The sequence below is a fragment of the Myroides phaeus genome, assembly GCF_009799805.1.
Taxonomy (GTDB): domain Bacteria; phylum Bacteroidota; class Bacteroidia; order Flavobacteriales; family Flavobacteriaceae; genus Flavobacterium; species Flavobacterium phaeum_A.
In genome coordinates, this window is record NZ_CP047050.1 from 2,599,172 (window position 1) to 2,614,157 (window position 14,986).

At 32.4% G+C, this 14,986-nt stretch carries 7 protein-coding genes; 1 reads left to right on the plus strand and 6 read right to left on the minus strand.

Going from position 1 to position 14,986, the window contains the following annotated elements; translation table 11 throughout:
• Positions 1–706 precede the first annotated feature (706 nt).
• Positions 707–2,104: a LuxR C-terminal-related transcriptional regulator gene (locus GQS07_RS11650; RefSeq protein WP_158210962.1), complete on the plus strand. Its 1,398-nt coding sequence runs from the start codon at positions 707–709 to the stop codon at positions 2,102–2,104.
• A 92-nt stretch (positions 2,105–2,196) separates the two neighbouring features.
• Here GQS07_RS11650 and GQS07_RS11655 read toward each other — a convergent pair whose 3' ends face one another.
• The 6 genes from GQS07_RS11655 to GQS07_RS11680 are packed head-to-tail and all read right to left on the minus strand — an operon-like array spanning position 2,197 to position 14,763.
• Complete coding sequence (locus tag GQS07_RS11655) at positions 2,197–4,116, minus strand: OmpA family protein (protein ID WP_158210963.1); 1,920 nt, start codon at positions 4,114–4,116, stop codon at positions 2,197–2,199.
• Positions 4,117–4,124: 8 nt separating this feature from the next.
• Entirely contained in the window at positions 4,125–5,060 is a 936-nt protein-coding gene (locus GQS07_RS11660) for a type IX secretion system membrane protein PorP/SprF (RefSeq protein WP_158210964.1), read from the minus strand.
• A 12-nt stretch (positions 5,061–5,072) separates the two neighbouring features.
• Positions 5,073–6,398: a gliding motility-associated C-terminal domain-containing protein gene (locus tag GQS07_RS11665; RefSeq protein WP_158210965.1), complete on the minus strand. Its 1,326-nt coding sequence runs from the start codon at positions 6,396–6,398 to the stop codon at positions 5,073–5,075.
• Between the two features lie 8 nt (positions 6,399–6,406).
• Positions 6,407–8,983, minus strand: a complete 2,577-nt coding sequence (locus GQS07_RS11670; RefSeq protein WP_158210966.1) for a hypothetical protein — start codon at positions 8,981–8,983, stop codon at positions 6,407–6,409.
• A 3-nt stretch (positions 8,984–8,986) separates the two neighbouring features.
• A complete protein-coding gene (locus GQS07_RS11675) occupies positions 8,987–9,490 on the minus strand; it encodes a hypothetical protein (RefSeq protein WP_158210967.1) in 504 nt (167 codons plus the stop codon).
• 17 nt (positions 9,491–9,507) lie between these two features.
• The gene (locus GQS07_RS11680) at positions 9,508–14,763 is read right to left on the minus strand and encodes a beta strand repeat-containing protein (RefSeq protein ID WP_158210968.1); all 5,256 of its coding nucleotides are present in this window, start codon (positions 14,761–14,763) and stop codon (positions 9,508–9,510) included.
• Between the last annotated feature and the right edge of the window lie 223 nt (positions 14,764–14,986).

Genomic DNA, 14,986 nt, shown 5'->3' on the forward strand with positions numbered 1-14,986 from the left:
TCAAAATCAAATACTATACCAATCGCAATAAAACAATCTTATTTATTTACAGAATGTGAATAAATTTATTCTAAACCAATAAACCCAAAAAGACAAAAGACTAAAAACCAGAACATTAACAAAAAACAAACGATTAAAGAATAATCATATAATACAAATATTTTTCACAAATACAATTTCAACCATCTTTGATTTTCTCACTTTTAAAACCTAAAACCAATAAAAAAAAGGTTTAGAACAACTTCGAAATTATACGAAATAGTAACCTATACATTTTTAGATCGTTATAAACAGCTTGAAAAATAAAGTCTAATAATTATTGTAGTATAACTTCTATACAAAGAAAAAAAGTAACAGGTTTGAAATCAGCAAAACCGTGTGATTCCAAACAAATAAAAAAGTCAATCTAAAAAATACAAACATATAAGTGGATATTTTTTGCCATTCTACATCTTCACTTGACAAACTAATAAATTCCCTTTTTGTTTTATCTCAATTACAATACTCTTTAAAAACAAATGTCTTAAAATCAGTATTTTAAATATAACAGAACAAATTATCTATGTATTTGTATAAAAAAACTAATTTTAAATGTTTTATTAATTTTTCTTAAATAAATTCGCATAAATAATTGATTTACAAACTTTTAAAATAAAAATATACAATAAAATATTACATTTGAATACCACACACTAACACCTAATAAATGAAGCTTATTAATTTAAAAAAGTTAATGAAGTCTATCTTGTTTATTGTAATATTAACTCAGTTTACTTATAGTGAAGCAAAAATATCAACTAACCTTCAACAACAAATAGAATCTTTAACCTATCGTCCTCTTAATGGCTCAACTAACTTAATGATAGCCATTGACTCACTAAACAATACTTGGATAAAAGGTAAATTTGAAAAAGAAAATATCTACGCTCCAATTATATATCAAATACCCAATGCTCATATCTTTTCTTACGATATGTATATCTATAATAGAAACGATTTACATTTTATTGAACCAAACTTAAATAGTAAAGACAATCTTGTTAGAAGCAGATATGCCCAATACTATATAATAACCGATAATCAAACATATTACTTAAACCTCCATCAAAATACAATTGAAAATTTAAAAGTAATTGCTACTGAACGGAGTTTATTTGCGGCACACGAAGCAAAGCAATTATTATACATTGGTTATTACTATGGTATAGCAACACTCTCAATTATTGTAAACTTTATTTTCTATTTTATTTTTAGAGATAAGCGATTTTTGAGTTACACTGCTCTACAATTCTGCATCTTTATTTCCTTGTTTTATGAAGATGGAATGATCTATTATATTTCTAATGGCCAATTCCAAATGAAATATTTATTAGCATGGAATATTCCTATTACTTCTCTATTAGCTTGCCTCTTTACTGTTCATTTTCTTGACAGTAGAAACTATTTCAAACAATATAGAGTAATCTTTATTTCACTATTTTCTATTACTTTTTTGGCTTCTATAATATTTACTATTTTTCCTTATAAATTTGTACTTGACTTAATTACTATTCTAAGCTTTATAAGTCCTTTTTTCTGCCTTATACTTGCAGCAACACTTATAAAAAAGAATATATATGCCCGTTTCTTATTAATTTCTTTTGGAGCTATGATTCTTTTTGGTATTGGATTTGTTTTATTTATGAATATAAATATGGAACAGTTTGGATACTTCAATATCAATGCTTTCCGTTTTGTAAGCGCTTTAGAAACTATTATTATAACTTTTGCAATTATCTACAGAGTAAAAGATCTTCAAGACTTAAATCAAATTTATAGAGAAGAAATTGATAATTATTTAATTGTACTTGATAAAAAATCTGAAGAAATTAAAAGCAATAAACAAATAAGTCCTTTAGATTCTCTAAAAATAAAGTATAATCTAACAAATAGAGAAACAGAAGTATTAACGTGTTTATGGGAAGGAATGAGCAACAACCAAATTTCCGAAAAGCTTTTTATATCAGTCAGTACAGTCAAATATCATGTTAAAAATCTTTATACAAAGCTTGAAATAAACAATCGCTCTGAAGCACTATATTTAAAAAAAACATATGCAAAATAAGAAAGAGTGCGCTTTGCACTCTTTCTCTTTCTTACTGATTTTTTATTTAAAAAATTCTCAGCTAAGAAAAGGGGGATATTATTGGCTGTTGTTTATTGCTTTTTTATAATATTAAACTCACTTCGTCTGTTAATTGCATGTTTTTCATTTGTACATAGAACATTATCTTTACATTCATTAAGAAGTTCAGACTCTCCTACTCCCTTATAAATAATACGCCATTTATCAACTCCGTTTGAAATCAACCAATTAGCTGTTTCCAAGGCTCTCTTATTTGATAAGTTTAAATTGTACGCCTGCGTACCACGACTATCAGTATGTGAACGTATTTCAATAATGACATCTTTATAAGTATCTAATACGTTTAAAATCTTATTTAAAGTAGCTATAGACTCAGAGCGTATAAATGCTTTATCAAAATTAAAATAGATTGGTTCGATAACAATATCTTCCCACTTTGCATTATTTATCTGTTTAAGTAAAATATCTTGCTTAATTACGCTTGATTCTTCTTTAAACTTTAGTGATATAACTTTAGACTCATACCCTACTGATTCTACTAAGAGATTATATTCTTCTCCACATGATAAATCTTCTGTATAAAAGCCACCTGACGCATTAGTCAATAATTTAAGTTCCCTTCCATTCCCCTTTATTTTAATTTGACTTTCACCTATTCCCTCAAGTGTTTGTTCATTTTTAACTTGTCCAAAAAGCTCAGTGATACAAAGCGAATAAATATATATATTATCCGATTTAAACTTGTCATTTGGCCTATTTGAACTAAGGTATCCAGTACTTTTATTCAATTTAAAAAAGGCAAAATCGTCGAATGCACTATTAAAATTTTCTCCTAAATTCTTAACCTCACCCAGTGTACCATTTCTCAGAATATCCACCTTAAAAATATCTAAACCACCAAAACCAATTCGGCTATCTGATGAAAAATATAAGGCATCATCTGTTATAAATGGGAATGTTTCTCTTTCACTTGTATTAATTCCTTCTCCGAGATTCACAACTTGACCTACTGGAGTTAAATCCTTTAACTCCACCTTATACAAATCTGATTCACCAAAGCCTCCTGGTCTATCAGACGAAAAATATAAGAGTTTTTCATCAGGAGATAAACTTGGGTGAGCTGTATTAAAGTTATCCGAGTTTATAGACAATTCTTTAATATTTCCCCAAGTACCATTTGCTAACTTTGACGCTTTGAAAATTTTTAACAAGGAAGTACCTTTCTTATTATATCGTCTTTTTCCTTTACGATTAAAACTATTACTCGTAAAAAACATCGTATGCCCGTCTTTAGAAATTGCAACAGTTGACTGATTTACCAATTTCAACGCTGGTTCTAAGTCTACTGCCACAACTTCTCCATTTGCCATTGTCCCTACTTCAAACAGGCTTGTAAAAGGTTCTCTTGTCCATCTATCAACCTTTTTTTTATTACTTCCTATTGATCTCGCTGAAGTAAAAAAGACACCTTCATTAGTTCCAAAAGCTCCATAATCAGAGAAATCACTATTAAAATCTACTATACTAAGCTTCATTTGTTTGTTTTTCTCAATAAGACCATAATCGTTAACTCTTTGATCTTGATAATAGCTTCTTTGCTTCTCTGTAGCGTAATTATTGAGCCAAAACTGCATGATCTCTGCAGCCTTCTCTTTATCTCCTACTGCTTTTAAAGTTTGAGTATATCTAAAGTAATACTGTCCATCAATTACCTCCTTATCATTTGACTTAAACAGTTCGTCATACCACTGATTCGCTTCAGGTAATTTTGCATTAAAATAGTAAGCATCTCCTAACTTCGCGTATGTTTGGGAAGTTGCCTTTCCGTTTTTCACAATCTTCATATATGTCTCTATAGCATCACTATAAGCATAGTTATCAAATTGTTTACTTCCCTTTCTATCTTGTCTAATTTGTCCAAAAAAAACGCATGGATTAACTATAAAAAAGGCAATAAATAGTCCGATATTAAGTAGTTTTTTGTTCATCATAATTACCTTTAAAAGAACCTTGGCGCTTTCGTGCGATTAGGTAAATTAAACAATTGAAATCTCATAAAAACCTCGTGTGATCCACCACTATAATTACTAAGTTTTGTGGTATCCATATCATAATTATACCCTATAAATAGCCCTTTTGTAATTTGAAAACCAGCTAATGCACTAACTGATGCATCCCATCTGTAAGCAATACCTAAGGTAAATTTCTCTTTAAACAACATATTACCTGATACATCTACTTGCAAAGGAGCTCCTTCAACTGCTTTTATAAGTACACTTGGTTTTAGTTTTAAAGACTCGTTAACATCAAATACATACCCTGCTGTTAAATAGTAATGCATCTTTTGCCTCATTGTCTTCACCAAATTATCATCATAGCGCGTCATTGTCAAAAAATTAGGAACTGAAACACCTACATAAGCTTTTTCAGAGTATAAGAAAAGTCCTGCTCCTATATTTGGAGTAAATTTATTATCAATATTTTGCTGTGTTACAGGGTCTGAAGGGTTATAAATATTCAGTTTACTATAATCAACATCCAATAAATTCCCAGATCCTTTTACCCCAAATGCTAATTTATAATCTACGTTCAAATCAACTGAGTATGAAATATCAATCGCAAAATTATTTGTTGTCATAGCTCCTAATCTATCATTGTAAAAATGAGCTCCTACTCCAAGGCCAGTATCGCCTATAGCTGATGTCACAGACATAGTTGCAGTTTTGGGTGCTCCATCAAGGCTCACCCATTGTGCTCTATATTGTCCGTAAATATTTAAAGACTCTAAACTTCCTGCATAGGCAGGGTTAATATTAGCATGATTATACATATATTGAGTATATTGAGGGTCTTGCTGACCAAATACAGTTCCTACAGCACCAATAGACAGTAAGATACTGAATATGCCGATTTTAACATTGTCATATTGTTTCATCTCTTTCTGTTTTTATTGGGTGTCTAAGTGTAAATACCCTGTTTTCTTAATCATTCGTGTTCCTGATGCATCTTTATATTCATAAGACACAACATAGTAATATGTTCCTGTAGGTAATGGTTCTTTTTTAGCAATTGTACCTCTTCCTTCTGAGTAGCCTCTAAAAACATTTGTAGTACCATTTCCTGTTGAATCATAGTTCGTTGTTTCATACACTTTTACTCCCCATCTATTAAAAATTTGAACCGTGTTATTAGGGAATTTATATATATTATCTATCAAGAAATAGTCGTTTTTACTATCATCGTTTTTACTGACCAAGTTGTAAATAACAACATCTCCTTCAATCAACCAATCTGTTTTAACTGTAGCAAGTGTAAAAAAACCATACCCTTTGACTGTAGTAGGAGTAGTAATTAATTTATTTGACACATCAACGATTCCTCCTTCATCAACCCACAATTGAAGCTTAGTATCCCATCTAACAATACGTAAATCACGCTCTGGATTAGTTAGTAATTCTGATGGTGTTGTTCTATCATCCCAACTTAAAGTCAATATAATATCACTGCTATTATTGCTCCCTTTCTCAATTATCCAATACTCTTTGTTATCTAATTTGTTTATCACTCCTGCAGCAGTAGAACGTGCTCTAAAGAAAGCATAATCATTCAAAGTATACTTACCTGTAAATACATCTGATTCATTTCTTGCAGACGTTATTATTGCGGGTCTATAATAACCTTCATCTCCTTTGGGAAACGTAAAATCTTGGTTTCCTATTTTCTCAACAACTCCTTCTACGTGACTTTTATCACTCACATTTTTTACCGTTGAACCATTTAAAAAACTAACCATACCTTTTGATAACTGCGTTCTTGCATTTTCTGTTGAATCAACTTTAACAATTCCTTGTTTAAAATTTGCTTCACCGTGGATATCAATATTATTCTTCAAATCAAAGGCTATCGTATTTTGTTCGTTGTCAAACACGACATCGTGAAAATTACTTACTCCATTTCCTGTAAGTTCTTGTGTCCCATATTCTTCATCAATGCGAGTAAATATTGTTTTACTATTTTTTTTATTAATAGTAATATCATACGTTCCGTCATTACTAAAATTTCTATAATAATAAATGGTTCCATCAGTAACTACACTTGCACTTTCTTCATTTGAAAAATCATAACCAATTCCCACAACTCCTTCTGTCCCAACACTCATTAGTCCAGCATTAACAAAATATTCATTATTTGGATTCTGAGCATTACTCGTTATTGTTAGCATTATACCTAATCCAAACAATAATACTTCCGTTATATTTAATTTGCTTTTCATACTTTAAACTATTTACCTGCCTTACTTGGCAAGGATGGATTAGTAATTGCATTACACGATTTTAACGATAAAAGCATTGGATTTGAGTAAGTTGCACAACCATTTTCATTTATAACTTTAGCTCTAATCTGTAGTTTATCAATCATACTATTTGCATGAGAAACTTTTAATTCCCCTTGATTAGCTGTTAGTACATTATTTCCTAACGGAGCTAAAAGTAAACTATACCAAACTGTTGGTTGTGATGATAATGTGTACTCCCAAATAATAGTTTGGTTTGCATCTGAAGTAAATTGATATGTTGCATCTGCATTTGGACAAAACTCCCATATAACAGGTAATGAGTCAATTACAGGTAATTCATTGATTGTTATATTAAAGGCTACTTTGTTTCCAAAACAACTTCCTGAACTACTAACTTTACCCTCTGACACATAATATATATGACTTCCTACTTGTGTAGGATTAGGAATATTTTCTAATGGAACAGTAGCATTTTCACTTGCAAAATAATATAGACTTAACCCTCTTTGTACTCCATTAGCTGATAATTGGTTATTCAACTCATAATACTCTCCTTCACACACTTGCACAGATGACACAGTTGGTACTGTTTCTATGTTTTCTAATACTGTCCTTAACTTCAAATAACATCCTTGCTGTGCTCCTAAAACCACTGCGTAAAATAATTTACCTGAAGTACTTAAAGGAAAATCTCCTGTAACTATTGAGCTTTCGTAACCTGAAGTACCTGGTTCTTGACTATAAAACTTTGTTCCTGCTGGATATGAATTAACAACATCACTACGCGGAATAACGTCACTGACATTAGCACAAAAAGCAGTAAACACACGTTCGTTATTTATAATCTCATTAGGACAATTTGCTAAAAATGAATTATCCACTATAATCTTTAATTGCAAATCATCAAATATTGGTGCAGGACACGCTCCTTGTCCGTATCCACGTACTAAAGGTGCATTAACTGCATTGCCAGAAGTAACTCCTGTTCCTGTTACTTTTCCATTTATATTAATATTTAAAATGCAACCATTCGCTGAAGTAGTTAGTAAGGTACAATCATTAGATACTCTTAATTTATACTTTAGTTTTCCCAGAATTTTTAAAATATCTCCAAAAGGTAAATTCTGATCAAACTCCCAAGTCAGCGTACCTCCGGGTGTTATATTTGAATCTGTAGAATTTGGATGTGTCCAAGTAACAGTTCCCTTCACAGGTAATGTTTGATCAACGCTTGCAGAGACAAAATGCATTGATGGAGGAATAGGGATTTCTAATTTACCATTCTTCACGGCTTCTGTTCCTTTGTTTCTCAATGCAATTTCAAAATCTAACAGCTGATCGGGAACTATACTGGCATTATGTACAACATTGTTTGTTAAAATATTATTCTCTGCTTCAACTTCTGGCACATATGCATCCACAGCAAATGTTATGTTGTAAATAATGTAAGTATCTTGATTTGTACCAAATCTAAAACTGGTCTCTGTTTGTCCATTGTCAATGAACTTATTCCCAGTATTTCCCAAATCAAACATTACTATATCAGTCCCATAGTTATTGGTATAATTGGGCACACGTGTGTTAGGCGATATCAAAACAGTAGAATTAAAGAAGTTATCTACTCCATTACTTGAATGTTTCAATTTCTCCCAGTCACTTGAAAGTCTTTTTTTAATCTCAAATGAATCTCCTGATATAGGACTATCTCCTTCACCAGCCATCATCCCCATTTTAATATTTACATTTCCATTCTGCGCTGCTCTAAATCCTTGAACATTTAATATCCCAGTCCTATACTGTTCATTACTACTTTCTATAAAGCTATAACCATCAAAAACGGTAATATCTCTCCATTTCATCATCGAATTTTCATAGATCACAACCATTCCCCATCCTCCGAAATATCCTACAGAACCGCCATCTCCAATAGTAGTAGCTACATCAGCAACGCTATACGTTCCCCAAGCATTATTTCCTAATGCACGAACTTTATCAGTGATATCTACGTATGATGAGTATATCCCACTTTCAGTAGACGTTCCTTTATAAATACCGTTTGCTGTTAACTCTTGGTATGACGATTGACCTGGTAGTTTCAGCTTTATCTTTTTTTTGTTTAACCCATTTGGTAAAACATCCGCATCTGTATTATCCCCTCTTCCAGACCAATATAAGCCCACATAAACTATAGTAGTACAGCTTGCGTCAAATCCTGAAGGATGTACTAAAGTAGAGGAAGATGAGTTCTTAATACTACTTATCTCATTTGGTAATTTATAAAAAGCCATATAGCTATTTAAACCATTATTAGCATTTGCATCTTTTGGTTTATTTCCCCATACTCTACTATCAAATAAGTTAGCATTACCTATCATTGTAAAATCTCCTCGTAGATTGTAAATGCTTTTATTTTTATATGGTTCGGGTGCCATTGATGATGTTCTCAATGTAAAAGGAACTTTATTTATAACTTGTCCAAAAGCATTACTTATCATCAATAGCACTAATAGGAAAGTATAAAAGGAAGTGTTCTTAAACATTTTTTTATATTGTTTTTTCATAGCTTACCTTATTTGTTCCATTAAATTACTTACAACAATAATCTCTTGCCCATTCTCTTTACTCAAAGCTTTAAAATCTGTTGTTATTTGTGTTAAATCACTTTGTTTAAAAGAATTTACAACAACATATTTTAAGCCCTTAAAAAGACTTAGGTCAAACTTTACTTCACTTTGCATTGGACTTTTATGTAAGTTGATCGATACAACTTCAATATCCCTTGCAATCCTTGTAAACTCCTCATTGTTTTCTATAATAGAAGGTGAAAAATATCCTTCCATAAACAATGCTTTTATCACATTGTTATCATCTCTTTGATAACGTTCAACAGTACCGTCGCTATAAGAACTCATAAAAGTTCTTTCTCCACTTACCAATTTCTTTAACTCTTGTGTCTTTTCTTTAGACAGCATAGTTTCAATATCTTGATATGTTGTTACGGTGATTTTTTGAGCCCATACATTTATACTTAAAAAGCAAAGACAGACTATTAACTTATATTTTCTCATCTCTATTAATTTTTAAATTAACGAATGCTAAAAACAATATTCATAAACGAGCCATTTGTTACATTTGCTGTTGACCTAACTTCGTATGTTAAGAGTCCTTGTTCAGTTAACTGTAGATTAAAAAACACACTACTATCAATGTAAGTGATAATGAAATCTAAATCAGCCACATCAATAACAGGTAACGTAACCCCACTACGACTACTTAGTACTGGGGTACTAAATTGTGTATTGTAGATTTCATATAAGTTGATTGATCCTTTTCTTGTTGCGTTACTATATGTTACTCCGTTTTGACTTGATTGTCCTTCTGCTGTTGGTATTAAAACTGAAGGCATATAGAAGAATTTTGGTAATGCTGATTTAACATCAATTGTATATGTTGTCGTATTATCAAGATAAGACTCAACTACATTAACATTTTCACCTGCTGCAACATGTGATATTTTCTGGTTATCTTGTACAAGTGTCTGCTGACTACTCCATTTAGGCATTCCTGTACTATCTGTGATTAACGCTTCAAGTGATCCTGCTTTTGCTATGTCAATTGGTAAAATAGTTCCATCTAAAATTTTATCTGATGTAACTGCACCTGTCTTAATATTAGCTGTAACTGCTTTTAACAATGCTGTTGGTGCATTTGTTGACAATTCTAAATCAGTTGAGGTCAATGCTTTTCCATCTAAAATATCATCTACATTTACTTGAGGTGTTGCTGGGGTCCATTCTTGTAACGCTCCATCATAGATCAACACTTGTTTATTCAATGGGGTAGTTGCACTTACGTTTTCATTTTGAATAGCAACTACTTTATTTGAGTTTAGTGGTCCTGTTACATCTCCGATTAATTGAATTGAACTTGGATCTACTGCAACTGTATATGATGTTGTATCATCAACAACTGCAGAATTAACTAACACTCCATTACCTGCTATAACCTCACTTATTTTTTGTGCATTTTGAATAGCATTTTTACTAACATTCACACTATAATCAGTATGCTTAGCAGTGGTTGTACTAACAACAGTAGTATTTACTCCATCTATTACTGCATAGGTATTTTGTGCACCTTGAATTACATCTTCTAAATCAATAGATGATGATATATTGTTTACCGTACTTGTAAGTGTATTCCCTGCTAATCCTAAAGCATTGGTAGTTGTAGGTACAAGCGAATTCTGATCAACCCATTCTGTAGCGTTATTGCGTGTAATTAACACTTGCTCTTCTGCTCCTGGGGTAATCTTCAAGCTTACATCTGTTAAGGAAGCACCAGCTCCACCATCAACTGTAATACCTGTTCCCGTAATAGCCTTGCTTGAAATAACATTACTTTCATCTAAATCAACAGATGAAGAGATATTGTTTACCGTACTTGTAAGTTTGTTACCTGCTAATCCTAAAGCGTTAGTAGTTGTTGGAGTAAGCGAGTTCTGATCAACCCATTCTGTAGCGTTATTGCGTGTAATTAACACTTGCTCTTCTGCTCCTGGGGTAATCTTCAAGCTCACATCTGTTAAGGAAGCACCAGCTCCACCGTCAACTGTAATACCTGTTCCCGTAATAGCCTTGCTTGAAATAACATTGCTTTCATCCAAATCAACAGATGATGATATATTGTTTACCGTACTTGTAAGTGTATTCCCTGCTAATCCTAAAGCATTGGTAGTTGTAGGTACAAGCGAATTCTGATCAACCCATTCTGTAGCGTTATTGCGTGTAATTAACACTTGCTCTTCTGCTCCTGGGGTAATCTTCAAGCTTACATCTGTTAAGGAAGCACCAGCTCCACCATCAACTGTAATACCTGTTCCCGTAATAGCCTTGCTTGAAATAACATTACTTTCATCTAAATCAACAGATGAAGAGATATTGTTTACCGTACTTGTAAGTTTGTTACCTGCTAATCCTAAAGCGTTAGTAGTTGTTGGAGTAAGCGAGTTCTGATCAACCCATTCTGTAGCGTTATTGCGTGTAATTAACACTTGCTCTTCTGCTCCTGGGGTAATCTTCAAGCTCACATCTGTTAAGGAAGCACCAGCTCCACCGTCAACTGTAATACCTGTTCCCGTAATAGCCTTGCTTGAAATAACATTGCTTTCATCCAAATCAACAGATGATGATATATTGTTTACCGTACTTGTAAGTGTATTCCCTGCTAATCCTAAAGCATTGGTAGTTGTAGGTACAAGCGAATTCTGATCAACCCATTCTGTAGCGTTATTGCGTGTAATTAACACTTGCTCTTCTGCTCCTGGGGTAATCTTCAAGCTTACATCTGTTAAGGAAGCACCAGCTCCACCATCAACTGTAATACCTGTTCCCGTAATAGCCTTGCTTGAAATAACATTACTTTCATCTAAATCAACAGATGAAGAGATATTGTTTACCGTACTTGTAAGTTTGTTACCTGCTAATCCTAAAGCGTTAGTAGTTGTTGGAGTAAGCGAGTTCTGATCAACCCATTCTGTTGCGTTATTGCGTGTAATTAACACTTGCTCTTCTGCACCAGGAGTAATCTTCAAGCTTACATCTGTTAAGGAAGCACCAGCTCCACCGTCTACTGTAATGCCTGTTCCCGTAATAGCCTTGCTTGAAATAACATTGCTTTCATCCAAATCAACAGATGATGATATATTGTTTACTGTACTTGTTAGTGTATTCCCTGTTAATCCTAAAGCGTTAGTGGTTGTTGGAGTAAGAGAATTCTGATCAACCCATTCTGTAGCGTTATTGCGTGTAATTAACACTTGCTCTTCTGCTCCTGGGGTAATCTTCAAGCTCACATCTGTTAAGGAAGCACCAGCTCCACCGTCAACTGTAATACCTGTTCCCGTAATAGCCTTGCTTGAAATAACATTGCTTTCATCCAAATCAACAGATGATAATATATTGTTTACTGTACTTGTAAGTGTATTCCCTGTTAATCCTAAAGCGTTAGTAGTTGTAGGTACAAGTGAATTGTGATCAACCCATTCTGTTGCGTTATTGCGTGTAATTAACACTTGCTCTTCTGCACCAGGGGTAATCTTCAAGCTTACATCTGTTAAGGATGCTCCAGCTCCTCCGTCAACTGTAATACCTGTTCCCGTAATAGCCTTGCTTGAAATAACATTGCTTTCATCCAAATCAACAGATGATGATATATTGTTTACTGTACTTGTTAGTGTATTCCCTGTTAATCCTAAAGCGTTAGTGGTTGTTGGAGTAAGAGAATTCTGATCAACCCATTCTGTAGCGTTATTGCGTGTAATTAACACTTGCTCTTCTGCTCCTGGGGTAATCTTCAAGCTCACATCTGTTAAGGAAGCACCAGCTCCACCGTCAACTGTAATACCTGTTCCCGTAATAGCCTTGCTTGAAATAACATTGCTTTCATCCAAATCAACAGATGATGATATATTGTTTACCGTACTTGTAAGTGTATTCCCTGCTAATCCTAAAGCGTTAGTAGTTGTAGGTACAAGTGAATTCTGATCAACCCATTCAACATTTCCAGTATTATTGGTAATTAGAACAGTATTGTTTTGTCCTGCTTCAATCTTAGAGATACTTAAAGTTCCTCCAATCTTATTGAGCTCGAAATTAGATTGATTTACAGTTAAAGTTACATCCTTTAAAATAGACCCAACACCCGAAGTTACGGTCAATAAATTATTAGCAGACTCCAATAACTTACCTTCAATTTGTTCTTCATTTATCTTTTGATACTTAACACTACCGTCAATTTGAACAACAGGTACCATAGACACTTGGCTTTCTAAAGCACCTAATTTTTCTTGCGTTACTGCGCGACTTTGAATCATCTCATTTGAGATTTTATCAACCAGACTTACTGATGATAAAACTCCATTAACATTAGAACTCAATTCTGCCTGATTTAGAGTTAGCTTATTTGATGTTACTGTTTCTAATGCAGACCAAACAACATTACCTGATGCATCTACAAATAGAATATCACCCGAATTGCCACTATATAATTGATTTAAATTTAATACTCCTCCAATATTTTGAAGACTTAGCTTAGCTTCATTAATATCTAAGGATACTTCTTTTAAAACCGAACCAGCACCATTTGTTACAACTATTTTTTCATTTCCACTTAAATGCTTCCCATTTAAAATTGTTGTAACATCTACACTCAATGCTCCATATTCGTCCACAATTAATCCACTTCCTGGCTTCACCACACCTAAGTCAGAAGTTGTAGCAGCATTAACTTCTAAAACATACGTCAGTATATTACCACTTTGTATACTGCTTACAGTAATGTTTTTGGAATTGCTGCTGTCAATTCGAGTGATATCTTGATTGTCTTTTACTATTTGAGTAATATCAATATTGTGCAATTGTCTATCTTCGTCAGTATAAACTAACATCTTTGTAGATGCATTATACTCTAACTTTGTAACAGTCTCTTCTAAATCAACAAAGTTTTTTAATGTTTGATATAATAATTGATCTAACTTATTATTTATTACTTCTACAAAATCTCCTATAACTGTAATCTCAGTAACAACATTTTTTTCATTTGTATAACTATAGTTTCCAGGGCTATTTCTAACTAAAGTTGTTTCTGTCTCATACTTTTGAACAAAATCTGCAATTAACAATACAGTAGAATCTCCATTTTCATCATAAAATGTAATTGTCCCTTTATCAATATCTTGCACAATTTTAGTAAGAGTTTCAAATGCTTTAACTGATGCCTTAATGTCAATAGTTACAACTTGTCCTTTCTCATTGGTATAAGTAAGTAATCCATTTGTTGCATCATACTTTAAAATAGTAAGTGTTTCATTAAAGTGAATATTTGAAAAATCAATTTCTACTCTATCTCCGTTTACATTTATATAGTAAAACTTACCATTTTCATAAAACACATTTCCTTCTGTCTTTCTTACAATATTTTTAATAATATTGGTAACATCACCACCTTGCGTAATTTCTTCAAAATAGTTTATTACTAATTCAGGAATATCCTTTTCTACAAGTAACTTATTCCATAAATTATTGTGCCAATAGTAATATCCGATACTTAATTGATCAGTTTTATTAGTATTATAGACCAATAAACTTTCTATATTACCTGCTTGGATTGTTGTTATATCAGTCTTACTCTTTAAAGAAACATTAGGAATCAACAATCCCCTTTTGTCAGAAACCACAGCTAATTCTGCAGATTTATTTGGAATTTTCGTACCAATTCCAACTTGTGCATAAATGGAGAATGTCCCCATCAAACACGCTATTGAAAGTAATTTTTTGTTCATAATTTGTAGTTCATTATTAGGTTTTCTTACGATTGAATACAAAACAATTTTCACTGTTTAATACGAACAAATTTTATAAAACGAAATGTTAAATGGGTTTCATTTTATTGGTGAAGCAAACTGTTAGACCTGAAAACAATTAGACTATTCTAAATAAAAAACAATACTTTAAAAACACAACAAGCTCATAAACAACGATTTAAAACAAAAACAAACCTATCCA

Bases quoted from the DNA above. Each gene is read 5' to 3' on its own strand.
- GQS07_RS11650 (WP_158210962.1), top strand. From the start codon at position 707: ATGAAGCTTATTAATTTAAAAAAGTTAATGAAGTCTATCTTGTTTATT.
- GQS07_RS11655 (WP_158210963.1), bottom strand. From the start codon at position 4,116: ATGATGAACAAAAAACTACTTAATATCGGACTATTTATTGCCTTTTTT.
- GQS07_RS11660 (WP_158210964.1), bottom strand. From the start codon at position 5,060: ATGAAACAATATGACAATGTTAAAATCGGCATATTCAGTATCTTACTG.
- GQS07_RS11665 (WP_158210965.1), bottom strand. From the start codon at position 6,398: ATGAAAAGCAAATTAAATATAACGGAAGTATTATTGTTTGGATTAGGT.
- GQS07_RS11670 (WP_158210966.1), bottom strand. From the start codon at position 8,983: ATGAAAAAACAATATAAAAAAATGTTTAAGAACACTTCCTTTTATACT.
- GQS07_RS11675 (WP_158210967.1), bottom strand. From the start codon at position 9,490: ATGAGAAAATATAAGTTAATAGTCTGTCTTTGCTTTTTAAGTATAAAT.
- GQS07_RS11680 (WP_158210968.1), bottom strand. From the start codon at position 14,763: ATGAACAAAAAATTACTTTCAATAGCGTGTTTGATGGGGACATTCTCC.